Genomic DNA, 26,390 nt, shown 5'->3' on the forward strand with positions numbered 1-26,390 from the left:
AAACGATGCGGGTCGGTGCGAACGGTCAGGCCCAGCCGCCGTCGACGATCACGTCCTGCGCGGTGATCATCCGGCTGTCGTCGGCCGCGAGGAACAGCGCCATCCGCGCGAGGTCGGCCGGCAGCAGTTCGGCATCGAGGCACTGGCCGGCCTTGATCGCCGCACGGCCCGCGTCGTCGAGCCACAGCCGGCGCTGCTTGTCGGTCATCACCCAGCCGGGCACCAGCGAGTTCACGCGGATGCCGAACGGACCGAGGTCGCGCGCGAGGCCGCGCGTCAGGCCCTGCACGGCCGCCTTCGCCATCACGTAGACGGGATAGCCGCCGTTTTTCAGCATCCAGCTGATCGAGCCGAGATTGACGATCGCGCCGCCGCCTTGCTGCTTCATGTCGTCGATCACCGCCTGCGCGGCAAAGAACTGGTGGCGCAGGTTCACCGCGATGCCCGCGTCGAACGACTCGGGCGTCACGTCGCCGATCGCGTGGCGCGTGTCGTTCGCCGCGTTGTTCACGAGCACCGCGATCGCGCCGATGCGCGCGCGGATCGCGTCGATCGCATGGCGCAGCGCATCGATGTCGGTCAGGTCGCACTGGATGAACAGCGGCGCATGACGTACGTGCGGCGCATGCGCGAGGCTTTCCGCCAGCGCGGTGCCCGCGGCCGCATCGAGGTCGACGAACGCGACGCGCGCGCCCTGCTGCGCGAAGTGCTCGACGAACGACGCGCCGATGCCGGTCGCGCCGCCCGTGATCAGCACCGCGCGATCCTCGAGGCTCGGGTATCGCGCAAAGCGCGCATGGCTCGCGGCGTGCGGGTCGTGCGCGGAAGTGTCGATGGTCATGCGGTTCGTCTCCGTGAAATCAGGTCAGTCGCGTACGCCGCGGTTCTTCAGCTGGTCGAGCAGCACCGCCGCGAGCAGGATCGCGCCGCGCACGAGGTACTGGTAGAACGCGTCGATGTTCAGCAGGTTCATCACGTTCTCGACGGTGCCCATGATCAGCACGCCGATCACGACGCCCGAGATCGTCGCGCGGCCGCCCATCAGCGACACGCCGCCGAGCACGCACGCGGAGATCACGTTCAGCTCGAAGCCCTGCGCGGCGTTCGGCTGGCCCGACGTGATGCGCGACGCGAGGATCACGCCCGCGAGCGCGGTCACCGCGCCCTGGATCAGGAAGATGTACACGCGCGTGCGTTCGACGTTGATCCCCGCGAGCCGCGACGCCTCGGGGTTGCCGCCGATCGCGAGCGTGTTGCGGCCGTACACGGTCTGGTTCAGCAGCACGCCGAACGCGATGAAGCACAGCAGCGTGACCCAGATCGGCAGCGATACGCCGAACAGCGACAAGCCGCCGAGCGCGATGAACGTATCCGACGACACGCCGACCGCCTGCCCCTTCGACACGATGAAGCCGAGCCCGCGCACGATCTCCATCGTCGCGAGCGTCGTGATCAGCGCGTTGATGCGCAGGTACGCGATCACCGCGCCGTTCACGAAGCCGATCGCGGCGCCGGCCGCGACCGCCGCAATGATCGCGACGAACGTGTTGTCGGTCGCGTTCAGCACCATCGCGCACAGCACGCCCGAGAACGCGACGGTCGAGCCGATCGACAGGTCGAAATCGCGCGACGCGAGACAGAACATCATCGTGCACGCGACCATGCCGATCTGCGAGATCGACAGCGCGAGGCCGAGCATGTTGTCGATCGAGAAGAAGTGATCGACCGTCAGCGACATCGTGATGAACATCACCGCGAAGATCGCGATGAGGCTGTACTCGGTGAGATGCTGCCACCACTTCTGCCGGTCGCTTTGCTGCGGAACCAGCGCGTCGGCCGACTGCTTCACGGCTGCGCCGGCGAGGTTTTCCCTGACTTGCATGATTGTGTCTCCTGCTCCTGCATCGCGCGGCTCACGCCGCGCCTGATCGATTCGAATGTCGTGCGCCGCGTCAGGCCGCCTGGGCGGCGCTCGTCTGCGGCAGCGCGAGGTTCAGCACCGCGTGCTCGTTCGCCTGTTCGCGCGGCAGCTCGCCCGCGATCCGGCCTTCGCGCATCACGACGATGCGATCGGACACGCCGAGCACTTCCGGCAGTTCCGACGACACCATCACGATCGCGCAGCCGCGCTCCGCGAGCCGGTAGATCACGTCGTAGATCTCGTGCTTCGCGCCGACGTCGATCCCGCGGGTCGGCTCGTCGAGGATCACGACCTTCAGGTCGGGCTCCGCGAGCCAGCGCGACAGGATCGCCTTCTGCTGGTTGCCGCCGGACAGGAAGCGGATCTTCTGCCGCCGGTTCGGCGTCTTGATCTTCAGCCGCTGGATGAAGCGGTCGGCCGTTTCGCTTTCGGTCTTGCGGTCGATGAACAGCCCCGCGCGCAGCGAATGGCGGCGGCAGCTGATGTTGATGTTCTCCGCGACCGACGCGATCGCGATGATCCCTTCTTCCTTGCGGTCCTCGGGGCACAGCACGATGCCGTGGCGGATCGCGTCGCCGGTGCGCTTCACGTCGATGCGCGTGCCGTCGAGCGTCAGCACGCCCGCGCGCCGGCGGTCCGCGCCGTACACGAGCCGCATCAGTTCGCTGCGGCCCGCGCCGACCAGCCCGAAGAAACCGACGATCTCGCCCGCGCGCACCGAGAAGCTCGCGGGTTCGCGCAGCGCCGGGCCGTCGACGCCTTCGGCGGAAAACCGCACGTCGCCGAGCGCGCGCGGCGCGTAATGGTAGATGTCCGAAATCTCGCGCCCGACCATCTCGGCGACGAGCCGCTCGCGCGGCACGTCGGCAAGCGCATCGTGCGACGCGATCTTGCGCCCGTCGCGGAAGATCGTGCACGCATCGCACAGCCGGTAGATTTCGTCCATCCGGTGCGAGATGTAGATCAGCGCGCGACCCTGCGCGCGCAGGTCGTCGACGAGCTTGAACAGCACCTCGGTCTCGCGATGCGACAGCGAGCTCGTCGGTTCGTCGAGCGCGATCACGCGCGCATTGCGCATCAGCGCCTTGCAGATCTCGACCATCTGCCGCTGCGCGATCGACAGCCGCCCGAGCTTCGCGTCGGGATCGAGGTCGACGCCCATCGCGGCGAGCCGCTCGCGCACGTAGCGCTTCGCCTCGCGCTTCCTCACCCAGCCGAACGCGTTCGGCAGGCGGCCGAGCAGCAGGTTTTCCGCGACCGTCAGGTCGGGTACGTACTGCAGCTCCTGGTGAATCACCGCGATGCCGGCCGCGATCGACGCCGCCGCACTCGCGAACTGCACGGGCTGGCCGTCGACCAGCACGCTGCCCGCATCGGGCTGGTATTCGCCGCCGAGAATCTTCAGCAGCGTCGACTTGCCCGCGCCGTTCTCGCCCATCAGGCCATGCACCTCGCCCGCATGCACGTCGAACGAAATGCCGTCGAGTGCGCGCACGCCGGGAAATACCTTGCCGATATTGTCAAAACGCAGTGCCGCTGACACGTCGTCTCCTCACTTCCCAATCGATCGACCGCCGGCCGCCGCATCGCCGCGGCGGCCGGCGGGCCGCTTACTTCGACGCGAGCCCCATCTCCTCCCGCACCTTCGACACGTTGTCGCGCGTCGCGAGCATGCCCGTCGTCAGCGTCAGCGCCGGCGGTGCCTTGCCTTGCGTGATCCACGAGTACATCAGGTCCGAGGTTTCCTCGCCGTGGCGCTTCGGGCTGATGATCACGGTGCCGTAGAAGCCCGTCGGCTGCGGCTTCTTGAACTCGTTCAGCGCCGAATCGGAACCGCCGATGCCGATGCCGATCATGTTGTCCGACTTGAAGCCGCGCCCTTCGGCCGCACGCACCGCGCCGAGCACGGCCTCGTCGTTCAGGCCGTACGCGACCCAGTGCTTGAACTGCGGGTTCTTCGTGAGCGCGATGTTCGCCGCGTTGAACGCGTTCTCGGTGTCGGTCTTCGCCTGCGGCGCCGCGATCACGTTCGCCTTCGGGAAACCGGCGGCCACCAGCGCGTCGGTCGCGCCGCTCGTGCGGTCGTGCGCGGTCGGCAGCTGCTCGTAGGTGATGTCGATCGCGCCGACCTCCTTCACGTTCCAGCCGCGCTTCTTGATCTCGGCCGCGATGCCGTCGCCGACCTGCTTGCCGATGTTGTACGCGGAGATCCCCATGTGCGGCACCGCTTCGATCGGCTTGCCCGCGCCGTCGACGAGGCGGTCGTCGACCGTCATCATCTTCAGGTTGTGCGACTTCGCCTTCGCGACGATGCCCGGCCCGAGCTTCACGTCGGGCGTGCAGATGATGAAGCCCTGCGCCTTCTGCGCGGACAGGTTGTCGATCGCGCTCATCACCTTTTCGCCCGACGGCGCGCCGATCTTCACGAGCGTGAAGCCCTTTTCCTTCGCCGCCATCTCGGCGAACTTCCACTCGTCCTGGAACCACGGCTCTTCCGGCTGCTTCACCAGAAAGCCGATCTTGACCGGGTCTGCCGCGTGCGCAACCGGGCTACCCATCACCACCGCGGCTGCCGCGGCCAGCGTTACGAACGTTCTGCGTTTCATCTCCAGTGTCTCCTTGTTTTCATCGAACAGGATGCAGCCGCTTGTTGGTTTCGACGCAGCGTGCGCGCGGCCGTCGCACGTGCGGTCTTTCGAATCGTTGCGTCAGTCGTGATACAGCGCCGCGCGCCCGCCGTCGACGGTGATGCACGCGGCATTGATGAACGGCGCCTCGTCGGACGCCAGGAACACGGCCGTCATCGCGACCTCGTCGGGCCGGCCGATCCGCTTCATCGGCTGCAGCGCGAGCGTCTCGGCGCGCGCGGCAGCCGGATCGGGCTGCGCGTCCCACCAGTCGCGCGTGAGCTGCGTCTCGATGTAGCCCGGCGCGATCGCGTTCACGCGCACGTTGCGCGCCGCGTATTCGATGCCGAGCGCGCGCGTGAGGCCCAGCACGCCGTGCTTCGCGACCGGGTACGGAAAGCAGCCCGGGATGATCCGGAACGCGTGCGTCGACGCGATGTTCACGATGCTGCCGCGGCCGCGCTCGACCATGCCTTCCAGCGCCGCGCGGCAGCCGTGCCACACGCCGTCGAGATCGACCGCGAAGCAGCGGCGCCAGTCGTCGTCGGTCATCGTCAGCGGATCGGCGAACACGTTGATGCCCGCGTTGTTCACCAGCACGTCGAGCGGGCCGAATGCCGCTTCGGTCTGCGCGAGCGCATCGCGCACCGCATCCTGACGCGCGACGTCCGCGTGCAGCGGCAGCACGCGCGCGCCGTCGACGTCGTGCGCGATCGCGGCGGCCGTGTGCTGCGCCTGCGGGAAGTCGAGATCGACGAGCGCGACGGCCGCGCCTTCGCGCGCGAACGCTCGGGCGATCGCGGCGCCGATTCCGCGGCCCGCGCCCGTCACCATCGCGACCTTGCCCGCGAGGCGGCCCATCATGCGGCTCCGCCGCGCGCGACGCGCAATCCGGCCTGGAACGCGCGCGCGTTCGCCGCGGTCGCATCGGCCGCCTGGCCGGGCCGGTACAGCGCCGAGCCGAGCCCGAAGCCGTTCGCGCCGGCCGCGAGGAACGGCTGCATGTTGTCGGGCAAAATTCCGCCGACCGGAATCAGCGGCACCGCGCGGTCGATCACCGCGCGCCATGCCTTCACGACCGTCACGCCGAGCTGCTCGGCCGGGAACATCTTCAACACGTCGGCGCCGTTCGCGAGCGCCGCGAACGCTTCGGTCGGCGTCGCGACGCCCGGTGCGCTCGCGAGGCCGCGCTCGCGTGCGCGGCGTATCACGGCCGCGTCGCTGTGCGGCATCACGATCAGCGCGCCGCCCGCGTCCTGCACGCGGTCGACATACTCGGCACGCAGCACGGTGCCCGCGCCGACGATCGCATCGTCGGGCAACGCGCGCCGCAGCTTTGCGATGCTGTCGAACGGATCCGGCGAGTTGAGCGGCACCTCGACGATCCGGAAGCCGGCTTCGTAAAGCGCATGCCCGTGGTCGGCCGCGTCGGCGGGCGTGATCCCGCGCAGGATCGCGATCAGCGGGCACGCATCGAACGCGCGCATCAGTGCGGCGTGGGGCGTGTACGGCGCGGGCAACGTAAGGTCGGACGGCATGACTGGGTTCCTCTGCAATCGGTTCATTGGTCGGCCAGGACAGGCTCGCCGTCCGCGCGCACGAGCCCGGCGCGCGACGCGATCCGCCACAGGCCGCGCTCGGTCGCATGCGCGACGACCCGCGCGTGCGTGTGGCCGAATACGTGGAGCGCATCGACGTAGCGCGCACACAAGCCGTCGTCGCCGATCAGCAGCAGCGGCTGGTCCGCGAGCGCGATGCCGCGCTCCGCGAGCATCGCGTCGAGTGCATTGAGCTCATGGCCGATCAGCAGGCCGGACAGGTAGTCGCCCTGCGCATCGGGCGCGAGCCGGTCGGTCAGGCCGAGCGTGCGCGTGCTGAAAATCGTCGCGAGCAGCCCCGTGCGCTGCGCGCCGCGCGCGACCGACACGCCGTGCACGAACGCCGCGCGATCGGGCAACGCACCCGCGCGCATCGTGCGGCCGAGAATCGTGTGGTCGCGCAGCGCCGCGAACAGCTCGCCCGTCATGAAGGTCTGGAAGCGCTCGATCAGCCCGTCCTTGACCCACGCCCATTTGGCATGCGTACCCGGCAAGCCGATCAGTACCCCTGAACGATCTGCATCAAGCGTGGGATCGCTCGCGAGCGCGCCGAATATCTGCGTTTCTTCGCCGCGCATCACGTCGGGCAATTCGCCCGTCGCGATCACGCCCGGCACGATCGATACCGTCGCGCCGCGCGACGTCGTCACTGTAATAAGACCCGCGGCAAGCGCGTCGGCGCCGGCCGGCACCGCGACGTACGGCGCCTCGCGCCAGCCCTGCGCGCTGCCGACCATCCCGGCGGCGAGCACCGGCAGCCCGGGCGTGCGGTCGAGCCAGTCGCCGCAGGCGTCCTCGAACACCGCGTCGAACGCGCGCGCGCCGCCGCCCGGCACGTGCATGACGCCCGCCGCGCGGCTGCGCGTGTCGATGAGCGCGCCGTGCGCGTCGTACAGATACGCGCGCAGCGACGTCGTGCCCCAGTCGAGCGCGATCAGCGACGGGGTGGCGGAGCTGGCAACCGGAACGGCCCGGGTCGAAGTCGTCATCGTTTGATCCTGCGGGTACCCTGCGGCGGGCTCCAGCCCAGTTCCGCGGAAATGGCTCGCGCTTCGCGCTGCACGAGAGGAATCAGTTCGTCCATCCGGTCGTGCGGCATGTACGGAATCGTGCTCGCGACCGACACGGCCGCGACGATCGCACCCGATGCGTCGCGGATCGACGCGGCCACGCAGCGGATCGACGCCTCGTTCTCCTCGAGGTCGAACGTATAGCCGCCGGCCGCGTAATGGGCCATGCGCTGCAGGAACGCACTCGTCTCCGGCCGGTTGTCGGGCTTGAAATTGACGCCGGCCAGCGCGCGCCGCGCGGCCTCGAACAGCGAGCGCCACAGGTCGGGATCGAGGTCGAGCATCATCGCCTTGCCGATGCCCGTCGATGCGAGCGGCATCCGGTGGCCGACGCGCGAGCGCATCTCGAGGCCGCGCGTGCCGGGAATCTTGTCGATGTACAGCACGTCGTCGCCGTCGCGCACGCCGAGATGGATCGTGTCGAGCGTCGCTTCCGCGAGCGCTTCGAGATGCGGCCGCGCCACCGCGGTGAGCGGCATCTGCTCGAGCGCGATCGTGCCGAGCTCGATCAGCTTCGGGCCGAGCAGGTAGCCGCCCTGCACCTGGCGCAGGTAGCGCGCCTGCACGAGGCTGCTGACGAGGCGGTGCGTCGTGCTGCGTGTCGTGCCGAGCGCGGCGCCGATCGCGCGCATGTCGCGCGCGCCGTTCGCGATCGCCTCGAGGATCGCGAGACCGCGCAGCAGCGTCTGCGTGCCGGCCTGCTGTGCGGCGAGATCGAGCGGCGTGCTGGTCGCGCCGATGCTGTCGGTCAGCGACCCATCGTCCGGCGTCGCGCGCCGGGCATCGAGGGCAAGGGAGTCGGGCATCTTGGTCATGGGGCGGGCTTCTTCAACGGAATCGGTGAAGCCGCTCGCGCGGCGCCGGAACTGCGTCCGATGCTGCGGCGTGGCGGCGGTCGATGCACCGAATAAGGCGCCCGGCGAACTTCATGGAATGTGTCTCCGTGTGCGTCGGGCGCCGCGCGATGCGTGGGTCCGAAGCTGTCGATGTGCTTCGGATTGTAGGAGCGCACGCACTCGTCTCCAATATTTGAATGCGTTGTCCAGATAATGAGAATTCAGGCGAGATACGCTGCGCGCGTGACGCGACGGCCGCGCCATGTGCACGGGGGCGGAACCCGCCGCACAGCAGGTTCCGCCCCCGTTTGTTCACCACGCACCGCGCTTACTGCTGGCTCGTGCTGCGTGCCTGCATGTAGCGCTGCACGTCGGCGAACGACACGCGGCCGCTGCCGCCCGAATCGATCTGCCGGAAGTGGTTCGCGACATAACCGAGCCCGGCCGCGCGCGCCTGCGCCTCGGTGATCGAACCTGTGCTCTGCGTATCGGCCGAGTCGAACTGCCGCGCGAGCTTGCGCACCACCTGCGCATGCAGCGCGGCGCCCGTCGTCTGCGTGCCGGCGGTCGGCTTGCGCGCGGCCGGCGGCACGTACGGATCGCCGAGCTGCGCCTGGCGCGCACGCGCCGGTGCGGCAGCGTCGCTCGCCTGAGCGAACGCGGATACGGATGCTGCAGCGGCGGCGCATGCGAGCGCCGCGGCAACGACGATGAAACGATTCTTCATATCAGGCTCCAGTCTGGAATGAGGTCGTCGACGGCAGGCGAGGCGCCGCCGGGGGCGCCATTCGCCGGCGTCGCGTATCGCATCAGTGCGCGGCCGCGTTGTAGAAGGTCACGAGGTCGGCTTTCTCCTGCGGACGCGACGTATCGTCGAGATAGACCATGTGTCCGCCCTGATAGTCCTTGATCGTCAGGTTCGGTTGCGTCCCGAGCCGCGCGAGGTCGAGCTCGGTCTGGTAGAACGGCGTCGCGATGTCGTGATACCCGTTCAGCGACAGCACCTTCAACGACGGATTCAGCGTCAGCGCAGCGGCCAGATCGGGGATCGTGTCGGGCATCGCGAGGCCGTCGTGCGTCCAGTCCCATGTGTTGATCGCATTGCTGCTCAACGAGTAGGCCGACTGCGCGGTGTACTTCAGCTCGTTCGGCAGGTAGCTGCCGATCGTGTCGGTGAACGGCTTCGTGATGAACGTGCTCGACGGATCGCCGTCCGCCGCGAGCGGGCTCGACACCGGCACGTTCACGCGCGCGTCGTAGCGGCCGATCAGCGTGCCCGGGATCAGCGACAGCTGGAAGCTGTTGTCGAAGAAGGTCGGGATCACGTTGAAGTCCGCGTTCCACAGCGCCTGCTTCACGCCGGTCGAGTTCGCCATCGTCGTGACGAGACTCGGCGGCGGCGGCGTATGGCTCGCCAGGTACGCGTTCACGGCGGGCGCGTAGCTGCCGGCCGTCAGCAGGCGCATCTGGTCCGCATACTGCGGCAGGTTCGACGGGTTCGGATTGTCGAGCTGGTAGTACGCGCCGACGGTGCCATAGGACGGCGCGAAGCCCGCGCAGCTCACCGGGCTCGACCCGTTGTTGGAGTTGCCGACATAGTCGCTCGCCATGTCGCAGTTCGTGTTGTAGTTCAGGATCGACGACTGCAGCACGATGCCGGCAAGCTTCACGCCGGCCGTCTCGAGCAGGTTCGCGAGCACGTCGGTGCGCGGCGTGCCGTACGACTCGCCGAACAGGTATTTCGGCGAATCGTTGCGCTGGTTCACGGTCAGGTAGCGCGTCACGAAATCGCGGAACGCGCCGGCGTCCTGGTCGACGCCCCAGAACGTCTGATTCGTGTTCGGCGCGATCGCTTCGGAGAAGCCGGTACCGATCGCATCGACGAACACGAGGTCGGTCGTGTCGAGCAGGCTTTCCTGGTTGTCGACGAACGGGAACGTCGACGCGTTCGCGTTCGGGTCGCCCGTCTGGACCCGCCGCGGGCCGAACGAGCCGAGGTGCAGCCACACCGATGCCGAGCCGGGGCCGCCGTTGTACAGGAACGTGACGGGCCGCTTCGCCGCGGGCTGGTTGTCGGCAGTGTAGGCGACGTAGAAGAACGATGCCTCGGGCGCGCCCGTCTGCGGATTGCGCGCGACGAGGTGGCCGGCCGTGGCCGTGTAGCGGATCGTCTTGCCGTTCAGCGTGATCTGGTGATGCGTGACGGCGGCCTTTTCGACCGCGGCGGATGCGTCGAGCGACGCGTTCGCGCTCGACGAATAACTGTTCGGATCGTTGTACGCCCTGTCCACCTGACTGGCGGGATCGGCTGAGCTGTCGGCGCTCGCAGCAGCGGACGATGTCACGTCGTCGTTGCAGGCCGTCAGAATCAGCGAAGAAAAAACCACCCCCAACAACAGCTTCGCTTTGCTCGCTGGCATCGTTGCTTTCCTTCTCTCGGATGTTTTTTGTGTCGAGCAGCCGGATAAGCCGCCCCCCGCCTCGATTGCGGCCGATAAGCCGAGGCGCTGGCCAATATACGCGAGCACATCGGCTTTGAAAAATTTTGAAATATTTGGCCGGCGGCCGGTGCGGCGCACACCTTTCAGGAATGCTTCGGTTCGCGAAACGTTGCATTTCGCGCTGCTTTCAACGTCTTTCGTGTTTACCCGGGAATACTAAAAAAGCGCGGATTTCGCGCCATATCGGCAAACAAAATCGCGCAGTCACGGGCATTGCTCAGCAAAGCGAAATAGATGAATTCGTCTAAAGGATGTGGCCCGAAATGCACGCGACAGGAATGCGCTGCAGCGCACCAATGGCGCATTGACGGCAGAACGGACAATGCGGCGGCGCGAGCGCGCCGTTCACTCCGATTGCGGAAGCGCGGCCGCACCCATCCGGCGGGCGATGATTGCCGCGCGCTGTGCCTGGTAGGCCGAGCCGCGATGCGCGTCGAACCAGCGCGGCTTCGGCAGCATCACCGCGAGACGCGCCGACTGCCACGCGCCGAGCCGGCTCGCGGGAATCCTGTAGTAATAGCGCGCGGCCGCTTCGGCGCCGTACACGCCGCGGCCCCATTCGACGGAATTCAGGTAGATCTCGAAGATCCGCTCCTTGTCGAGCACCGTTTCGAGCATCCACGTGATGATGAGCTCCTGCCCCTTGCGGATATAGCTCTTCTCGCGCGACAGGAAAAGGTTGCGCGCGAGCTGCTGCGTGATCGTCGAACCGCCCGCGACGATCCGGCCGCGCGCCTTGTTCTTCTCCCACGCCTGCAGGATCGCATCGACGTCGTAGCCGTTGTTGGTCGCGAAGGTCGAGTCTTCGGATGCGATCAGCGCGCGCTTCAGGTTGCGCGAGATCTGGTCGTACGGCACCCACTGGTGCTGGATCTGCGCAGGCGGCTTGTCGCGCGACAGCCACCACGCGTCGGTGCGCATGAATGCGGTCGAACCCGGGTTCACGAACGACCACAACGCGATCTGCGCGAGATAGAACAGCTGCGTCGCGAGCCACGCGCCCGCGAACACCGCACCCGCGTAGACGATCCAGCGAGCCGGGCTCACCGCTCGCGTGCGCTGCGTGCTGCTTACCGCCACCACGTGCCGCGCTCCGTTCAGCTCGCCGCGAGCGCCTGGCGCAGCGCGGCAAGCACCGGCGCGCCGTCCGGCCGCACGCCGCGCCAGATGAAGAACGATTCGGCCGCCTGCTCGACGAGCATCCCGAGCCCGTCGGCCGTGCGTGCGCCGAGCGACGCCGCATGCTGCATGAACACGGTCGGCTGCGCGCCGTACATCATGTCGTACGCCAGCGTGCCCGCGCCGAATGCGGCCGCGTCGCACGCCGGCAGCGCGGCATCGAGGCTGCCGGCCGTCGCATTGACGATCACGTCGTACGGCTCCGCGCGCACCACATCGGGGCCGCCGCCCGCGAGCGTGCAGCCCGCATCGTGTGCGGCCTGCATGAACTGGCCGACGAGCGCCTCGGCCTTGCTTGCGGTGCGGTTCACGATCGTGATCGACAGCGGCGCGCGCTCGAGCAGCGGCAGCACGACCCCGCGCGCGGCGCCGCCCGCACCGAGCAGCAGGATGCGTGCGCCCGCGAGCGACACGCCGAGGTTCGCTTCGATGTCGCGCACGAGACCGACGCCATCGGTGTTGTCGCCGTAGATGCTTCCGTCGGCGTCGATGCGCAGCGTGTTCACCGCGCCCGCCGCCGCCGCGCGCGGCGACAGCGTGTCGGCGAGCGCATGCGCTTCGAGCTTGAACGGCACCGTCACGTTCGCGCCGCGACCGCCATCGGCGACGAACGCGCGCACGGCCGCTTCGAAGCCGTCGACCGGCGCGAGCCGGTGCGCGTACTCGATCGCCTCGCCGGTCTGCGCGGCGAACTGCGCGTGGATGAACGGCGACTTGCTGTGCGCCACCGGGTTGCCGAACACCACGTAGCGGTCGGCGCCGCTCGTCGACGCAACCGCGTTCATGATGCCCGCCCCTGTTCGCCGTCGTTGCCGCGCGAGGCTTCGCCACCGTCACCTGCCGCCGCACCGTCCGCTTCGGCCAGCGCTTCCGCCTCGGTTTCGGCCGAAGCGTCTTCCGCGTCGATCAGCGTGTCGTCGCCGCTTTCGGCGTCATCCTCTTCCTCGGCCGCATCGCCGCTTGTCACGGTCGGCGCGTCGAGCACGTTCAGCAACCGCACCGACGCTTCGATCGTCAGCTCGTCGAGCGACATCACGTCGAGCAGCACGCGCGTGCCGCGCGCATGCACGCCGAGCCCCGGCACGTGCAGCAGCAGCGGAATTTCCTCGAGGCGCACGAGATCGCCCTTCACGACGCTCGCGACGACCTGCTTCTTCTGCTCCTGCGCGAGCCAGCGCAGGCACCAGAAATATTCCATCCGGCGCTGGTAGTCGGCATACGCGGTGTAGGTGTCGTCGAAGCCCTGCACGACCGCGTACAGGTCGGCGTCCTTCGGCTTGAACGGCGCGGCGAGCTTGGCGGTGACGCCATGCTGCACGCAGGCGAGCAATTGCCACTGGTTCACGAGGTCGACGTAGCGGCGCAGCGGCGACGTGCTCCATGCGTACTGCGGCACGCCGAGGCCTTCGTGCGGCGCGGCCGTCGTCTGCATCCGCGTGCGCTTCGGGCCCGGCGCGCCGAAGCCGCGCTGCGAGCGGTAGATGCCGGGCACCGTGTGGTCGTGCAGGAATGCGCCCCAGGTCGAGTTCGCGAGGATCGCGAGCTCGGACACGATCAGGTCGAGCGGCGAACCGCGGCGGCGCGGCGTGATCGACACGTGCTCGCCTTCGACGTAGAAGTTGTAGTCGGTGTTGCGCTGCACTTCGCGCTTCAGGCCGTAGCCCGCGCGCGCGAGCTGGCGCTTCTCGAACAGCGCCTGCGCGAGCGGCCACAGCACGGCGATGTCGTCCTTGTGCGGGTAGTCGCCGGTGCCGGCCGCGAGCGTCTCTTCGTTGACGAGCTCGTCTAGCGTGTTGTGACGCAGGTTGTTCTTCACGAACACGAGTTCGGCACGCGTCTCGTTCGCGACGATGTCCTGCGTTTCGCGGTTGACGATGATGTACAGCGACAGCGCCGGGCGGTAATCGCCCTCCTTCAGCGTGAACACGTCGACGACGTCGTCCGGCAGCATCGTGATCTTGTCGCCCGGCATGTAGACGGTCGACAGGCGCGTGCGCGCGATCGCGTCGACCGCGTCGCCGCGCACGATGCCGAGCGCCGGCGCCGCGATGTGCACGCCGATCCGCACGCGGCCGTCGGACAGGTGTTCGACCGAGAACGCATCGTCGATTTCGGTCGTCGTGATGTCGTCGATCGAGAACGCCTCGACGTTCGCGCGCGGCAGGTCGTCCGGCAGCGCGCCGACCGCGACAGGCGGAAAGCCCGTGCCGTGCGGGAAGAATTCCGCGAGGAAGCGCGCCTCGTGCAGCGCACGCGGCGACGCGATGCCGCCGCAGTCGAGCATCAGCCGCGCCGGCGACACGCCGCGCGCGCCGGCCGCCGCTTCCATCGCCTTGTATTCGATCGCGTTCTTGTCCGGCCGCGTCAGCAGCCCGAGCACCTTGCCCGCGAACGCTTCCGGCAGCTTGCCGGCCTTCAGTTCCTCCTCATACTGCGCCTGGACCAGCGCCTGCTGGCGCTTGCGTTCGAGCGCCGCGAGCGCCATCTTGAGCTGCTCTTCCGGCGCGCGCTGGTACTGGCCGCGCCCCTTGCGGCGGAAGTAGACGGGCGAGCCATGCAGCCGCAGCACCAGCGCCGCGCGCTCGACCGGGCCGTACGCCGCGCCGAAGTACTCCTCGGCCAGCGCCGTATACGCGAACTCGTCGGCCGGCGCGCATTCCCACAGGAAATCCAGATCGATCTGCTGCGCGGCCGTGTCGGCCTCCTGCATCAGTTCGCCCGCGGCCGGCTTGTCGAATTCGATCAGCACGTCTTTCGCGCGCACCTTCGCACGCCGCCCGCCGGGCAACTCGACCTGAAATGCGTCGCCTTGGCGCGACAGCACGCTGCCCGCCTTGAAACTGCCCGATTCCTCGAAGAAAACGTTCACTCAGTACTCTCGTTCAGACTGCCGGACGCCGCATCGGCGGCGCCGCATGATGATGGGGATTCGATCGGCACGCGGCCGGTTTATCGCGCTTTTCCGTCGCAAAACGCGAGAACGTCGTCGACATAGTCGGCAAATTCGCTGATGCCGTGATCGCTGCCTTCGATCACGCGCGTTTTCGCGCCGGGGTAATGGGCCAGCATCTCGCGATAGTCGAGCACTTCGTCGCCGGTCGCCGCGAACAGATAGTAGCGCTCGGCACGCGTGATCGCCGGCACGCGCAGCGCGTCGAGCTCGTGCAGGTGACGGCGCTCGACGACGATCGTGCCGCCGCCGTGCCACAGCGGCTGTTCGCCCAGATGCTGCTCGAGATCGCGCTGCGGCACGATGGCCGGATTCAGCAGCACGGCCTTCCAGCCGTGCTTTTCGGCCAGCCACGTGGCGTAATAGCCGCCGAGCGAGCTGCCGATGACGGTCACGTCGCGCGCACCGGCAACCTCGGCTTCCGCGACGGCGATCGCGTCGAGCGGCGACACGGACAGCGACGGGCACCGCCACTCGGCCGTGCGGCCGAGTTCGGCCATGCGCGCGGCAAGCAGCCGCGACTTCTGCGATTCCGGCGACGACCGGAAGCCGTGCAGATACAGGATCACGTGCGGCTCCCGAGCGCATCGAGCAGCTTCTGGTGCACGCCGCCGAAGCCGCCGTTGCTCATCACGAGCACGTGGTCGCCCGGGCGCGCGGCCTCGGTGACGGCCTTCACCAGCAGGTGCAGATCGTCGAACGCGCGCGCCTTGTCGCCGAGCGGCGCGAGCGCCTCGCCGAGATTCCAGCCGAGCGCGTCACGCCCGGTCGGCGCGCCGTAGCCGAACACGAGATCGGCATCGGCCAGGCTCGCGGGCAATTGCGCCTTCATCACGCCCAGCTTCATCGTGTTCGAGCGCGGCTCGAGTACCGCGAGGATGCGGGCATTCCGGCTGCCGATGCGCGCACGAAGGCCGGCGATCGTGGTTTCGATTGCGGTCGGATGGTGCGCGAAGTCGTCGTAGACGGTCACGCCGTCCACGCTGCCGCGTACTTCCATGCGGCGCTTCACGTTGCGGAACGCCGCGAGGGAGGCCGCGGCCTGCGCGGGCGGCACGCCGACGTGGCGCGCGGCGGCGATCGCCGCGAGCGCGTTCATCCGGTTGTGATCGCCCTGCACCTGCCACGCGACTTCGCCGACACGCTCCGCGTGCGAATACACGGCAAAGCGCTCGTCGACCGGCACGCCGTCCTCGGCCGGCAACGCCTGCCAGCCGCCGTCGACGCCGAACCGCTCGACCTCGCTCCAGCAGCCGCGCGCCAGCATGCGCTCGAGCGCGTCCGAGCGGCCGTTCGTGACGATCCGGCCGACACCGGGCACGGTGCGCACGAGGTGGTGGAATTGCGTTTCGATCGCGGCGAGATCCGGGAAGATGTCGGCGTGATCGAATTCAAGGTTGTTCAGCACCGCGGTGCGCGGCCGGTAATGGACGAACTTCGAGCGCTTGTCGAAGAACGCCGTATCGTATTCGTCGGCCTCGATCACGAAGAAGCTCGAATCGGTGAGCCGCGCCGACACGCCGAAGTTCAGCGGCACGCCGCCGATCAGGAAACCCGGGTTCAGGCCCGCGTCTTCCAGCAGCCACGCGAGCATCGACGACGTGGTCGTCTTGCCGTGCGTGCCCGCGACCGCGAGCACCCATTTGCCGGCCAGCACGTGCTCGCCGAGCCACTGCGGGCCCGACACGTACGGCAGGCCGCGATCGAGGATCGCCTCCATCAGCGGATTACCGCGCGTGACGACGTTGCCGATCACGAACAGGTCCGGTTTCAGGTCGATCTGTTCGGCGCCGTAGCCCTCGATCAGCGTGATGCCCTGCGCCTCGAGCTGCGTGCTCATCGGCGGATAGACGCCCGCGTCGCAACCCGTCACCGTGTGGCCCGCCTCGCGCGCGAGTACGGCGAGACCGCCCATGAAGGTGCCGCAGATGCCAAGAATGTGGATGTGCATAGATGAATGCTTTCGCGCCGCCGGGCGCCGTCGATTCGGAAAAGATGCGTCTGCGGCGCGCCGGACAGGCCGTGCGACCGGCGCTCGTCGCCGCGACACAAAGAGCAGTATTGTAACTGACGGCCTGCCGTGCCCGGCGGCCGGAACGATGCGCGCGAACGCCGCCGGCGCACCGGGCGGCAGGCCGCCGCACCCGCGTTCGGGCGCCGCGGCGATCTAGTATGATTGCCGGATCATGTCTCGCAAACCTCTTGTCGACCCGCGGCGCGTCCGCGAGGAAATCGCCCAGTCCGCCGCCCGCCTGATCGCGGAGGACGGGCTGGACTATGCCGGCGCGAAACGCAAGGCCGCGCGCCAGTTGCTCGGCGATTCGCGCGTTGCCGGCGAATGGCTGCCGGATAACGATCAGATCGAGGAAGAACTGCGCGAGTACCTCGCACTGTTCCAGAGCGACACGCAGCCGGACGAACTGCGTCTGCTGCGCGAGATCGCGCTCGACTGGATGCGCCGGCTCGCCGAGTTCCGTCCGTATGTGACGGGCGCCGTGCTGAACGGCACCGCAAACGCGCATTCGGATATCCATCTGCAGGCATTCACCGACAACCCGAAGGACGTCGCGATCTACCTGCTGAACCAGAACATCCAGTACGACGTGTCCGAGACGCGGCACTTCGCGGGCCGCGGCGACGTCGAGACGCTGAGCTTCCTGTGGCGCCCGCGGCGCGATGTGGACGCGATCGGCATCCACCTCGCGCTCTATGCGAGCGACGACCTGCGCGGCGCGGTCAAGGCCGACTCGCGCGGCCGGGTCGCCCGTGCGGATGCCGCCGCGCTGCGCACGCTCGTCGAAGCAGGCAAAGCCCCTTCCGAACCTGAATGATTCAACGATGATGATGAAACGCATGTTGGCGCTCGCGGTGGTCGCGGCCGCCGCCGTCGCCGGCGGGATTACCGCCGGCCATTGGTTCCGCGGCAATGCCGACGACGGCGCCGCCGTCGCCTCGCCCGCCGCAGCGGGCAGCCCGGTCGACCAGTTGTGGGCGGCGGCGCTGACGGGTGTCGACGGCAAGCCGGCTACGCTGTCCGCCTTCAAGGGCCAGAAGGTCGTCGTCAATTTCTGGGCGTCGTGGTGCGGCCCGTGCGTCGAAGAGATGCCCGAGCTCGTCGCGCTGTCGCATCAGTACAAACAGAAAGGCATCCGTTTCATCGGGATCGGCGTCGATTCCGAGCAGAACGTGAAGAACTTTCTGCAGAAAGTGAAGGTCGACTATCCGGTTTTCGTCAGCGGTTATGCGGGCGCCGATCTGGCCCGTAATTTCGGGAATACGGCTGGCGCGTTGCCGTTTACGGTCGTCATCGACGAAACCGGCAAGATTCGCGAGACAAAATTGGGACAAATCCAGCCGGCCGAGCTGAAAAAGACGCTCGACGCGCTGTAACCTGCCCGAACGCCGGCCCGCACGTTCGCGGCAATTTGCCCGTCGATCGCCGCAATTTCGCGTGAATTCGCCGATACTTTGCATCCGCACCGGTAATTCTTGCAGGTCCGGCGAATTCGGCCGTTCGGCAAAACTAGACAAATTTCTCTAAATAGCGCTAAAGTTCGCGCAATTCCGCAGAAATAGAAGCGACCATGACACGATTGCTGGTGCTGCACGGCCCGAACCTGAACCTTCTCGGCACCCGGGAACCGGAGGTGTACGGCCGCGTCACGCTGGCGCAGATCGATCAGGCGCTTGCCGCGCGCGCCCGGGAAGCCGGCGCCGAACTGTCGTCGTTCCAGAGCAACCATGAAGGCGCGCTGGTCGACCGCATCCAGGCCGCGCGGGAGGAACAGACCGATTTCATCCTGATCAATCCGGCCGCGTATACGCACACGAGCGTCGCGATCCGGGACGCGATCGCCGGCGTTGGCATCCCGTTCGTCGAGGTTCACTTGTCGAACGTGCATCGCCGCGAAGCGTTCAGGCACCACTCCTACTTTTCCGACCAGGCCGAAGGCGTGATCTGCGGGCTCGGCTGGAAAGGTTATCTGTACGCGCTCGAGTACGCGCTGGACAAGCTGCAAGGCACGTCGCGCGGCTGAATTCGCGATCTAGATTCAGCGCCGGCCCCTAACCGGCGCTTTCACGTATTGAAAGGGGAATTCCCGATGGATCTTCGTAAGCTGAAAACTCTGATCGACCTCGTCTCCGAATCCGGCATCTCCGAGCTGGAAGTGACGGAAGGCGAAGGCAAGGTGCGCATCGTCAAGAACGCACCGCCGGTCTACGTACAGCCGACGGCTGGGTATGCCCCGCAAATCAGCGCGCCCGCTCCGTCGGCCGCGCTGCCGACCGACGGTGCCGCTGCACCGGCAGCCGGCGCCGCAGCCGCGCCGGCCGTCCCGCAAGGCCACGTCGTGACGTCGCCGATGGTCGGCACGTTCTATCGCGCGCCGTCGCCGGGCGCGGACCCGTTCGTCCAGGTCGGCGACACGGTCAAGGAAGGCCAGACGATCTGCATCATCGAAGCGATGAAGCTGCTCAACGAGATCGAGTCGGACAAGGCCGGCGTGATCAAGGAAATCCTCGTCGAGAACGGCCAGGCCGTCGAATACGGCCAGCCGCTTTTCGTGATCGGCTAAGCCCGCTGCGCGGCCTTCCGGCCGCGCGCCGCCGATGCTCGCCAGGCGCCGTTCGCGCGCCCCTCGAAGAGACGAATACTCGCTATGTTTGAAAAAATCCTCATTGCCAATCGCGGTGAAATCGCGCTGCGCATCCAGCGCGCGTGCCGCGAGCTCGGCGTCAAGACGGTGGTCGTCTACTCGGAAGCCGACAAGGAAGCCAAGTACGTGCGCCTCGCGGACGAAGCCGTCTGTATCGGCCCGGCTCCGTCGAACCTGAGCTACCTGAACATGCCGGCGCTGATCAGCGCCGCGGAAGTCACCGATGCCGAGGCGATCCATCCCGGCTACGGCTTCCTGTCGGAGAACGCCGATTTCGCGGAACGCGTCGAGCAGTCGGGCTTCACGTTCATCGGCCCGCGCCCGGAAACGATCCGGATGATGGGCGACAAGGTCACCGCCAAGCAGACGATGATCAAGACCGGCGTGCCGTGCGTGCCGGGCTCGGAAGGCGCGTTGCCGGACGATCCGAAGGAGATCGTCAAGATTGCGCGCGCGATCGGCTATCCGGTCATCATCAAGGCGGCAGGCGGCGGCGGCGGGCGCGGGATGCGCGTCGTGCACACCGAGGCCGCGCTCGTCAACGCGGTCAACATGACCCGCGAGGAAGCCGGCCGTGCGTTCGGCAACCCGCAGGTGTACATGGAGAAGTTCCTCGAGAACCCGCGCCACATCGAGATCCAGGTGCTGTCCGACGCGTTCAAGAACGCGATCTGGCTCGGCGAGCGCGACTGCTCGATGCAGCGCCGCCACCAGAAGGTGATCGAGGAAGCACCGGCACCGGGCATTCCGCGCCGCCTGATCGACCGCATCGGCGACCGCTGCGCGGACGCGTGCAAGAAGATGGGCTACCTCGGCGCGGGCACGTTCGAATTCCTGTACGAAAACGGCGAGTTCTACTTCATCGAGATGAACACGCGCGTGCAGGTCGAGCACCCGGTGTCGGAACTGATCACGGGCGTCGACATCGTGCAGGAACAGATCCGCATCGCGGCTGGCGAGAAGCTCGCGCTGCGCCAGCGCGACATCCAGTTCCGCGGACATGCGATCGAATGCCGGATCAACGCAGAAGATCCGTTCAAGTTCACGCCGTCGCCGGGCCGGATCACGTCGTGGCATACGCCGGGCGGCCCCGGCGTGCGCGTCGACTCGCATGCCTACAATGGCTATTTCGTGCCGCCGAACTATGATTCGATGATCGGCAAGCTGATCACCTACGGCGCGACCCGCGAGCAGGCGATCAGCCGGATGCGCATCGCGCTGTCGGAAATGGTCGTCGAAGGCATCCAGACCAACATCCCGCTGCACCGCGAGCTGATGATCGACTCGAAGTTCGTCGAAGGCGGCACCAGCATCCACTACCTCGAAAACCGGCTCGCGCAGAAGCAGCAGGTCGCACCGGAAGAAGCGTAAGCATGAGCTATCGCGAACTCGTCGTCGAACTGGCCCGTGAGCATGCGGAGGCATTGTCCGACGCGCTGCTCGACCTCGGCGCGCTGTCGGTGTCCGTCGAGGACGCCGACGCCGACACGCCCGACGAACAGCCGCTCTTCGGCGAGCCCGGCCTCGTGCCCGATCGCACCGCGTGGCAGCACTCGCGCGTGGTCGCGCTGCTGTCGCCCGACCATGAGCCGGCCGTGCTGCTCGCGGCGGCCGCGAACGAGATCGGCCTCGCCGATGCACCGAAATTCGACGTCCGCGAAGTCGAGGAACAGGATTGGGTGCGGCTCACGCAATCGCAGTTCGAGCCGATCCCGATCGGCGAGCGGATCTGGGTCGTGCCGTCGTGGCACGACGCGCCCGATCCCGACGCGCTCGTACTCGAACTCGACCCCGGCCTCGCGTTCGGCACCGGCAGCCACCCGACCACGCGCCTTTGCATGGAATGGCTCGAACAGTCGGTGAAGCCCGGCCAGTCGGTGCTCGACTACGGCTGCGGCTCCGGCATTCTCGCGATCCTCGCGAAGAAATGCGGGGCGAACCCCGTCATCGGCATCGACATCGATCCGCAGGCCGTCGAATCGGCACGGCAGAACAGCGAACGCAATCGCGCGGAAGTCACGTACGGGCTGCCCGATGCATGCCCGGACGGCGAATTCGACATCGTCGTCGCGAACATCCTGTCGAACCCGCTGAAGCTGATGGCGTCGATGCTCGCGTCGAAGGTCAAACCGGGCGGGCGCATCGCGCTGTCGGGCGTGCTCGCGCGCCAGGCGGACGAAGTCGCAGCCGTCTATGCGCGCTACATCGACATCTCGGTCTGGCGCGAACACGAAGGTTGGGTCTGCCTTGCCGGAACCCGGCGGGAAAGCCATTAGAATAGCGCTGTCCTTCACTCTGGCCAGCAGGCCGCCCGGCTCGACATGCTTCTTGCGACGCGCTGCCCCCATTGCGAAACCGTCTTCCGACTGCAGCAGGAACAGCTCTCGCTGCATGAAGGGCTCGTGCGCTGCGGGCGTTGCCACGAAGTCTTCAACGCGTCGGAATCGCTCGTTCCCGAGCACGCGCAGCAGCCCGAACCGGTATTGACCGAAACGGCTGCCGCGCCGGAGAACGGCGACGCGCACCATCAGGCCGCGCCCGCACGGCTGTTCGCCGCCGACGCGCCGGCCGGGTTGCCGTCCGACACCGATTACAAGCCGGAAGGCTGGGACATGTGGGCGCCGTGGCTCGACGCCGGCGTCGATCCGTCGCTGCAGCACAACGTGCAGACCGTGCGCACCGCGCCGCTGGTGCCGCTCGCGCTCCCGTCCACCGAAGCCGGCATCGTTCACCTGTCGGGTACGCCCGCGCCGTTCCCGTCCCCGACCGAGCTCGATGCATCCGCCGACGCCGTGCAACCGGCCGAACCGCATTCGACGCAGACGGAACAGGAAGCCGAAGCATCGCCCGCGCCCGTCGTGCCCCCGGTCGAACGCGACCCGCATGAGCCCCGCTTCGTCGCCCGCATTCCGTCGGAAGCAGAAACCGCTACCGACGACACCGGACCCGTGGGCCACGCGCACTTCGCCGTACCGGACGACGAGCGCGCGCCGCGCAAACCGCGTTTTGCGTTCGCTCCGGCGCCGGCCGTAACCGCACCCGAAACCGGATCCGAGCCCGACGCCGTCGCCCGGCACGACAAAACACCGGCCGCGATCACCGACGCGCCCGCCGCGCCGTTCCCGGCCGCGCTGACCGACGACGATCGCCCGCCCTTCGCCGTCACGCGCGAGACGCGCGCGCCGCAGCGGCGCGGGTTGCTCGGCGGCTTTTTCGGCGGCCTCGTCGCCGCGGTACTGGCCTTCCTGCTCGTTGCGCAACTCGCATGGTGGCAGCGCGAGACGCTGATGATCTACTGGCCCGTCACGCAGGGCTGGTTCCGTCAGGCCTGCGCGCCGCTCGGCTGCACGGTCGCGCCGCCGCGCGCGATCGACGGCCTGCGGCTCGACGCGACCGACCTGCGCCAGCTCGACGGCCCGCGCGTGCTCGAGCTGAAGGTGCCGCTGACGAACCGCTACCGTGTCGCGCTCGCGTACCCGTCGCTCGAACTGACGCTGCTCGACGACACCAATCACGTGACCGTGCGCCGCGTGCTCGCGCCGCGCGACTACGTGCGCCCGGGCACGCCGATCGACGCCGGGCTGCCGCCCGGCAAGACGCAGACGATGATCGTCCGCGTCGAAACGAACGGCACGCCCGCCTCGAATTTCCGCGTCCAGATCTTCTATCCGTGACGCGCCGCGGCGCGCGCCTGCGCGCCCGTCTCAACCCGCGCGCCCGAGCGGCGCGCTATTTCGGAGCACGAACATGAGCAAAGTTACGCTGGGTGGCAACCCGATCGATCTCGCCGGCACGTTCCCGGCCGTCGGCGCCCAAGCCGCCGATTTCAAGCTGGTCGGCAAGGACCTCGCCGACCTGTCGCTCGCCAGCTTCGCCGGCAAGCGCAAGGTGCTGAACATCGTGCCGAGCCTCGACACGCCGACCTGCGCGACGTCGACCCGCAAGTTCAACGAAGCCGCGTCGTCGCTCGACAACACGGTCGTGGTCGTCGTGTCCGCCGACCTGCCGTTCGCCGCCACGCGCTTCTGCACGACCGAAGGCCTCGCGAACGTCGTGACGGCTTCGACGTTCCGCACCGGCCGCGCGTTCGCGAACGCATACGGCGTCGACGTGACGAGCGGCCCGCTGAACGGCCTGACCGCACGTGCCGTCGTCGTGCTCGATGCGCAGGACAAGGTGATCCACGCGGAACTCGTCGGCGAGATCAAGGACGAGCCGAACTACGACGCCGCGCTCGCCGCACTGAAGTAAGCATTTCCCCGCTGTCCCCTGCCGCGCCGCGCCCTTCGCGCGGCGCTGTCGCGCAGGGCCTCTCATTTCTACAGGAACGCACACCTTGGCTACGCTGATTTGCGGCTCGATCGCCTACGACTCCATCATGACCTTCGAAGGGCGGTTCCGCGAGCACATCCTGCCCGACCAGGTGCACCTCATCAACCTGAGCTTCCTCGTGCCGACGATGCGCCGCGAATTCGGCGGCTGCGCGGGCAACATCGCGTACGCGCTGCACCTGCTCGGCGGCGATGCGCGCATGATGGGGACGATGGGCGCGCTCGACGCGCAGCCGTATCTCGACCGGTTCGACCAGCTCGGCCTGCGCTGCGATCACGTTCGCGTGTTGCCCGATACGTACACGGCGCAAGCGATGATCACGACCGATCTCGACAACAACCAGATCACTGCGTTCCACCCCGGCGCGATGATGCAGTCGCACCTGAACCATGCGGGCGACGCGCCGGACATCAAGCTCGCGATCGTCGGCCCCGACGGCTTCGACGGGATGGTGCAGCACGTGGAAGAGCTCGCCAAGGCCGGTGTGCCGTTCGTGTTCGATCCGGGCCAGGGCCTGCCGCTGTTCGACGGCGCGACGCTGCGCCGCAGCATTGAACTTGCGACCTATGTCGCGGTCAACGACTACGAGGCCAAGCTGGTGAGCGACAAAACGGGATGGTCCGAAGACGAAATCGCCAGCCGGGTCGACGCCCTCGTCATTACGCGTGGCGAGCACGGCGCGACCATCCGCCACAAGCAGGGCACGGAGCAGATTCCGGTTGTGCCGGCCGAGCGTGTCGTCGATCCGACCGGCTGCGGCGATGCCTTCCGGGGCGGCCTGCTGTACGGTATCGAGAACGGCCTCGACTGGGCAACCACGGGCCGCCTCGCGAGCCTGATGGGCTCGATCAAGATCGCTCACCAGGGGCCCCAGACTTACGTACTGACGCGCACCGAAATCGACGCGCGCTTCGAGGCTGCATTCGGTTACAGTCTCAAATGAATATTGTGGGAGAGCCAAAATGTTGACGAAAAAAAACCTCACGCTCGCGGCCATGCTGACTGCCACGCTGACCCTCGCCGGCTGCTTCACGGCACCCGGTTCGGCAGATGTCTATAGCGTCGGCCAGGCGCAGCGCGAACAGACGGTCCGCATGGGCACGGTCGAAAGCGTCCGTGCGGTGCGCATCCAGTCCGACGGCGGCGGCAGCGCGATCGGCACGCTCGGCGGCGGCGCACTCGGCGCGGTCGCAGGCAGCGCGATCGGCGGCGGCAAGGGATCGATCCTGACGGCAATCGCCGGCGGTCTCGTCGGTGCGGTCGCGGGCAACGCGGTCGGCGAAAACCTCAGCACGGCGAACGGTGTCGAAATCACCGTGCGCCTCGACAACGGCGACCTGCGCTCGATCACGCAGGCAGCAAGCGGCGAAGCGTTCCGCGCCGGCGAGCGTGTGCGGCTGCTGTCGAGCGGCGGCGTCACGCGCGTCACGCACTAACCGGGTACCTCAGCATGCGGCGCAAGCCGCAGTCGAACGCATGTGCGAAGCTGCACATGCGTTTTTTTTCGTCCGTACTCGCCGCGGCCGGTACATGGGCGAATACGGACGAAAAAAAATCCCGCCACCTGAGCCAGATGGCGGGACTGATTGAGTAGCGCTACTCAACCCACGGACACCACGTGAGTGCCCGGGTGATGCTGGTCAGCCGCGATTACGGACGGCTGCCGGTCGGGAACGGCCATGCCGCTGCCGGGTTGAGCGCGGTCTTCACGCCCGATGCCGGCGCAACCGATGCGGTCGACGCGGTCGTTGCCGGTGCAGCCTTCTTCACGACGGCCTTCTTCGGAGCAGCAGCCTTCTTCGCCGGAGCGGCAGCCTTCTTCGCAGCAGGGGCAGCCTTCTTGGCGGGTGCAGCCTTCTTCGCAGCGGCCTTCTTCGCAGGCGCAGCCTTCTTGGCAGCAGCCTTCTTCGCAGGCGCGGCCTTCTTGGCAGCAGCCTTCTTGGCCGGTGCGGCCTTCTTCGCAGCAACCTTCTTCACTGCGACTTTCTTGGCTGCAACCTTCTTCGCAGCGGCCTTCTTGGCCGGTGCTGCCTTCTTCGCAGCAACCTTCTTCACTGCGACTTTCTTCGCTGCGACCTTCTTGGCTGCAACCTTCTTCGTTGCGACCTTCTTGGCCGCGACCTTCTTCGCAGCGGCCTTCTTCGCCGGTGCTGCCTTCTTCGCGGCAACCTTCTTCACCGCGACCTTCTTCGCAGCAACCTTCTTCACTGCAGCGGCCTTCTTCGCCGGAGCAGCGGCCTTCTTCGCGACGGTCTTCTTGGCAGCAACTTTCTTAGCAGCCGGTTTCTTCTTGGCGGTAGCCATGTTGTTCTCCTTCAGGTTCAGATGAGAGTCAGTTCAAACTACACCCTTCGTCAAAACCCGCTTCCCGCGGACGCTGTTCAGGACGTGCGCTTCGAAGCGGGCTATTCATCGGCGTACGCGGATACCGCGCGCTTACGCTAATGAATACGGTATGGCGCGCGTGACCACATGGCCTCGCGCGCCAAATCAAGTCGGTAGCCGGCGCACCTCGCGCCGCTACCCCTAATCGCTTGATCAAGCGGACCGCCACACGGCCGTCCGCTTTATCCGGAGGGAAGTTTGCCCATCCCACTGAAGGGTTCGCAAAGTGCCTGTCGTGTCGTTGGGCCGCTAAGGCACCGGGCATGCTTTGCATCAGGCGTTCTTGCTCCTAAACCTTGGGCCGGGGCCGAGAGGCCGCCGGCTGCTCCATCA

At 67.5% G+C, this 26,390-nt stretch carries 27 protein-coding genes; 10 read left to right on the forward strand and 17 right to left on the reverse strand.

The window, feature by feature from the left end:
* Positions 1-25: 25 nt before the first annotated feature.
* The 15 genes from KVT39_RS07635 to mpl form a co-directional block, all read right to left on the reverse strand.
* Positions 26-841 (reverse strand): SDR family NAD(P)-dependent oxidoreductase, encoded by an 816-nt coding sequence (locus tag KVT39_RS07635; protein WP_217588297.1) that lies wholly within the window; start codon positions 839-841, stop codon positions 26-28.
* Positions 842-865: 24 nt separating this feature from the next.
* On the reverse strand, positions 866-1,882 hold the full coding sequence (gene araH, locus KVT39_RS07640) for an L-arabinose ABC transporter permease AraH (protein ID WP_034182693.1): 1,017 nt from the start codon (positions 1,880-1,882) through the stop codon (positions 866-868).
* A 70-nt stretch (positions 1,883-1,952) separates the two neighbouring features.
* Entirely contained in the window at positions 1,953-3,464 is a 1,512-nt protein-coding gene (gene araG, locus KVT39_RS07645; RefSeq protein WP_105389865.1) for an L-arabinose ABC transporter ATP-binding protein AraG, read from the reverse strand.
* Between the two features lie 67 nt (positions 3,465-3,531).
* On the reverse strand, positions 3,532-4,527 hold the full coding sequence (locus KVT39_RS07650; protein ID WP_034182691.1) for an arabinose ABC transporter substrate-binding protein: 996 nt from the start codon (positions 4,525-4,527) through the stop codon (positions 3,532-3,534).
* A gap of 102 nt (positions 4,528-4,629) precedes the next feature.
* The gene (locus tag KVT39_RS07655) at positions 4,630-5,409 is read right to left on the reverse strand and encodes an SDR family oxidoreductase (RefSeq protein ID WP_034182690.1); all 780 of its coding nucleotides are present in this window, start codon (positions 5,407-5,409) and stop codon (positions 4,630-4,632) included.
* Complete coding sequence (locus KVT39_RS07660; RefSeq protein ID WP_217588304.1) at positions 5,409-6,086, reverse strand: 2-dehydro-3-deoxy-6-phosphogalactonate aldolase; 678 nt, start codon at positions 6,084-6,086, stop codon at positions 5,409-5,411. The genes KVT39_RS07655 and KVT39_RS07660 overlap by 1 nt, the downstream gene beginning before the upstream one ends.
* A gap of 23 nt (positions 6,087-6,109) precedes the next feature.
* Positions 6,110-7,135: a 2-dehydro-3-deoxygalactonokinase gene (locus KVT39_RS07665; RefSeq protein ID WP_217588305.1), complete on the reverse strand. Its 1,026-nt coding sequence runs from the start codon at positions 7,133-7,135 to the stop codon at positions 6,110-6,112.
* Complete coding sequence (locus KVT39_RS07670) at positions 7,132-8,031, reverse strand: IclR family transcriptional regulator (protein WP_217588307.1); 900 nt, start codon at positions 8,029-8,031, stop codon at positions 7,132-7,134. Before KVT39_RS07670 ends, KVT39_RS07665 begins: the two co-directional genes overlap by 4 nt.
* A 349-nt stretch (positions 8,032-8,380) precedes the next feature.
* On the reverse strand, positions 8,381-8,779 hold the full coding sequence (locus KVT39_RS07675; RefSeq protein ID WP_072436355.1) for an EF-hand domain-containing protein: 399 nt from the start codon (positions 8,777-8,779) through the stop codon (positions 8,381-8,383).
* Positions 8,780-8,861: 82 nt separating this feature from the next.
* On the reverse strand, positions 8,862-10,472 hold the full coding sequence (locus KVT39_RS07680; RefSeq protein ID WP_217588308.1) for a S10 family peptidase: 1,611 nt from the start codon (positions 10,470-10,472) through the stop codon (positions 8,862-8,864).
* A gap of 426 nt (positions 10,473-10,898) precedes the next feature.
* Entirely contained in the window at positions 10,899-11,636 is a 738-nt protein-coding gene (gene mtgA, locus KVT39_RS07685) for a monofunctional biosynthetic peptidoglycan transglycosylase (RefSeq protein WP_034182684.1), read from the reverse strand.
* 14 nt (positions 11,637-11,650) lie between these two features.
* Positions 11,651-12,517 (reverse strand): shikimate dehydrogenase, encoded by an 867-nt coding sequence (aroE, locus tag KVT39_RS07690; RefSeq protein WP_217588310.1) that lies wholly within the window; start codon positions 12,515-12,517, stop codon positions 11,651-11,653.
* Positions 12,514-14,601, reverse strand: a complete 2,088-nt coding sequence (locus KVT39_RS07695; RefSeq protein ID WP_034182682.1) for an RNB domain-containing ribonuclease — start codon at positions 14,599-14,601, stop codon at positions 12,514-12,516. The genes aroE and KVT39_RS07695 overlap by 4 nt, the downstream gene beginning before the upstream one ends.
* Before the next feature lie 80 nt (positions 14,602-14,681).
* Complete coding sequence (locus KVT39_RS07700) at positions 14,682-15,251, reverse strand: YqiA/YcfP family alpha/beta fold hydrolase (RefSeq protein WP_105389870.1); 570 nt, start codon at positions 15,249-15,251, stop codon at positions 14,682-14,684.
* Positions 15,248-16,732: a UDP-N-acetylmuramate:L-alanyl-gamma-D-glutamyl-meso-diaminopimelate ligase gene (gene mpl / locus KVT39_RS07705; protein WP_368858908.1), complete on the reverse strand. Its 1,485-nt coding sequence runs from the start codon at positions 16,730-16,732 to the stop codon at positions 15,248-15,250. Before mpl ends, KVT39_RS07700 begins: the two co-directional genes overlap by 4 nt.
* A 136-nt stretch (positions 16,733-16,868) precedes the next feature.
* On the opposite strand from mpl, the gene KVT39_RS07710 reads away from it, so the two are divergent.
* The 10 genes from KVT39_RS07710 to KVT39_RS07755 all read left to right on the forward strand — a co-directional run bounded on the left by KVT39_RS07710 (position 16,869) and on the right by KVT39_RS07755 (position 25,108).
* Positions 16,869-17,513, forward strand: coding sequence for a hypothetical protein (locus tag KVT39_RS07710; protein WP_034182679.1), 645 nt, complete (start codon positions 16,869-16,871; stop codon positions 17,511-17,513).
* 7 nt (positions 17,514-17,520) lie between these two features.
* Positions 17,521-18,072, forward strand: coding sequence for a TlpA disulfide reductase family protein (locus KVT39_RS07715; RefSeq protein ID WP_034182678.1), 552 nt, complete (start codon positions 17,521-17,523; stop codon positions 18,070-18,072).
* A gap of 194 nt (positions 18,073-18,266) precedes the next feature.
* A complete protein-coding gene (gene aroQ / locus KVT39_RS07720; RefSeq protein WP_011350880.1) occupies positions 18,267-18,719 on the forward strand; it encodes a type II 3-dehydroquinate dehydratase in 453 nt (150 codons plus the stop codon).
* Between the two features lie 66 nt (positions 18,720-18,785).
* Entirely contained in the window at positions 18,786-19,259 is a 474-nt protein-coding gene (gene accB, locus KVT39_RS07725) for an acetyl-CoA carboxylase biotin carboxyl carrier protein (RefSeq protein ID WP_034182677.1), read from the forward strand.
* An 84-nt stretch (positions 19,260-19,343) separates the two neighbouring features.
* Complete coding sequence (gene accC, locus KVT39_RS07730) at positions 19,344-20,711, forward strand: acetyl-CoA carboxylase biotin carboxylase subunit (RefSeq protein ID WP_034182676.1); 1,368 nt, start codon at positions 19,344-19,346, stop codon at positions 20,709-20,711.
* A 2-nt stretch (positions 20,712-20,713) separates the two neighbouring features.
* Entirely contained in the window at positions 20,714-21,616 is a 903-nt protein-coding gene (gene prmA / locus KVT39_RS07735) for a 50S ribosomal protein L11 methyltransferase (RefSeq protein ID WP_217588317.1), read from the forward strand.
* Positions 21,617-21,661: 45 nt separating this feature from the next.
* Complete coding sequence (locus KVT39_RS07740; RefSeq protein WP_217588319.1) at positions 21,662-23,014, forward strand: DUF3426 domain-containing protein; 1,353 nt, start codon at positions 21,662-21,664, stop codon at positions 23,012-23,014.
* A 73-nt stretch (positions 23,015-23,087) separates the two neighbouring features.
* Positions 23,088-23,591, forward strand: coding sequence for a thiol peroxidase (gene tpx / locus KVT39_RS07745; RefSeq protein ID WP_034182673.1), 504 nt, complete (start codon positions 23,088-23,090; stop codon positions 23,589-23,591).
* An 85-nt stretch (positions 23,592-23,676) separates the two neighbouring features.
* Complete coding sequence (locus KVT39_RS07750; protein WP_034182672.1) at positions 23,677-24,615, forward strand: carbohydrate kinase family protein; 939 nt, start codon at positions 23,677-23,679, stop codon at positions 24,613-24,615.
* A gap of 19 nt (positions 24,616-24,634) precedes the next feature.
* Positions 24,635-25,108, forward strand: coding sequence for a glycine zipper 2TM domain-containing protein (locus tag KVT39_RS07755; protein ID WP_034182671.1), 474 nt, complete (start codon positions 24,635-24,637; stop codon positions 25,106-25,108).
* 214 nt (positions 25,109-25,322) lie between these two features.
* Here the strand turns inward: KVT39_RS07755 and KVT39_RS07760 are convergent, their stop codons facing one another.
* Together KVT39_RS07760 and KVT39_RS07765 are read right to left on the reverse strand one after the other, a co-directional pair.
* A complete protein-coding gene (locus KVT39_RS07760) occupies positions 25,323-25,976 on the reverse strand; it encodes a histone H1-like DNA-binding protein (RefSeq protein ID WP_034182670.1) in 654 nt (217 codons plus the stop codon).
* 28 nt (positions 25,977-26,004) lie between these two features.
* Positions 26,005-26,331 (reverse strand): hypothetical protein, encoded by a 327-nt coding sequence (locus KVT39_RS07765; RefSeq protein ID WP_217588320.1) that lies wholly within the window; start codon positions 26,329-26,331, stop codon positions 26,005-26,007.
* Positions 26,332-26,390 lie beyond the last annotated feature (59 nt).

Origin of the sequence: Burkholderia sp. GbtcB21, from assembly GCF_019091065.1 — a bacterium.
Taxonomy (GTDB): domain Bacteria; phylum Pseudomonadota; class Gammaproteobacteria; order Burkholderiales; family Burkholderiaceae; genus Burkholderia; species Burkholderia pyrrocinia_C.

Bases quoted from the DNA above. Each gene is read 5' to 3' on its own strand.
- KVT39_RS07635 (WP_217588297.1), bottom strand. From the start codon at position 841: ATGACCATCGACACTTCCGCGCACGACCCGCACGCCGCGAGCCATGCG.
- araH (WP_034182693.1), bottom strand. From the start codon at position 1,882: ATGCAAGTCAGGGAAAACCTCGCCGGCGCAGCCGTGAAGCAGTCGGCC.
- KVT39_RS07650 (WP_034182691.1), bottom strand. From the start codon at position 4,527: ATGAAACGCAGAACGTTCGTAACGCTGGCCGCGGCAGCCGCGGTGGTG.
- KVT39_RS07655 (WP_034182690.1), bottom strand. From the start codon at position 5,409: ATGGGCCGCCTCGCGGGCAAGGTCGCGATGGTGACGGGCGCGGGCCGC.
- KVT39_RS07660 (WP_217588304.1), bottom strand. From the start codon at position 6,086: ATGCCGTCCGACCTTACGTTGCCCGCGCCGTACACGCCCCACGCCGCA.
- KVT39_RS07665 (WP_217588305.1), bottom strand. From the start codon at position 7,135: ATGACGACTTCGACCCGGGCCGTTCCGGTTGCCAGCTCCGCCACCCCG.
- KVT39_RS07670 (WP_217588307.1), bottom strand. From the start codon at position 8,031: ATGACCAAGATGCCCGACTCCCTTGCCCTCGATGCCCGGCGCGCGACG.
- KVT39_RS07675 (WP_072436355.1), bottom strand. From the start codon at position 8,779: ATGAAGAATCGTTTCATCGTCGTTGCCGCGGCGCTCGCATGCGCCGCC.
- KVT39_RS07680 (WP_217588308.1), bottom strand. From the start codon at position 10,472: ATGCCAGCGAGCAAAGCGAAGCTGTTGTTGGGGGTGGTTTTTTCTTCG.
- aroE (WP_217588310.1), bottom strand. From the start codon at position 12,517: ATGAACGCGGTTGCGTCGACGAGCGGCGCCGACCGCTACGTGGTGTTC.
- KVT39_RS07710 (WP_034182679.1), top strand. From the start codon at position 16,869: ATGTCTCGCAAACCTCTTGTCGACCCGCGGCGCGTCCGCGAGGAAATC.
- KVT39_RS07715 (WP_034182678.1), top strand. From the start codon at position 17,521: ATGATGATGAAACGCATGTTGGCGCTCGCGGTGGTCGCGGCCGCCGCC.
- aroQ (WP_011350880.1), top strand. From the start codon at position 18,267: ATGACACGATTGCTGGTGCTGCACGGCCCGAACCTGAACCTTCTCGGC.
- accB (WP_034182677.1), top strand. From the start codon at position 18,786: ATGGATCTTCGTAAGCTGAAAACTCTGATCGACCTCGTCTCCGAATCC.
- accC (WP_034182676.1), top strand. From the start codon at position 19,344: ATGTTTGAAAAAATCCTCATTGCCAATCGCGGTGAAATCGCGCTGCGC.
- prmA (WP_217588317.1), top strand. From the start codon at position 20,714: ATGAGCTATCGCGAACTCGTCGTCGAACTGGCCCGTGAGCATGCGGAG.
- KVT39_RS07740 (WP_217588319.1), top strand. From the start codon at position 21,662: ATGCTTCTTGCGACGCGCTGCCCCCATTGCGAAACCGTCTTCCGACTG.
- tpx (WP_034182673.1), top strand. From the start codon at position 23,088: ATGAGCAAAGTTACGCTGGGTGGCAACCCGATCGATCTCGCCGGCACG.
- KVT39_RS07755 (WP_034182671.1), top strand. From the start codon at position 24,635: ATGTTGACGAAAAAAAACCTCACGCTCGCGGCCATGCTGACTGCCACG.
- KVT39_RS07760 (WP_034182670.1), bottom strand. From the start codon at position 25,976: ATGGCTACCGCCAAGAAGAAACCGGCTGCTAAGAAAGTTGCTGCCAAG.
- KVT39_RS07765 (WP_217588320.1), bottom strand. From the start codon at position 26,331: ATGCAAAGCATGCCCGGTGCCTTAGCGGCCCAACGACACGACAGGCAC.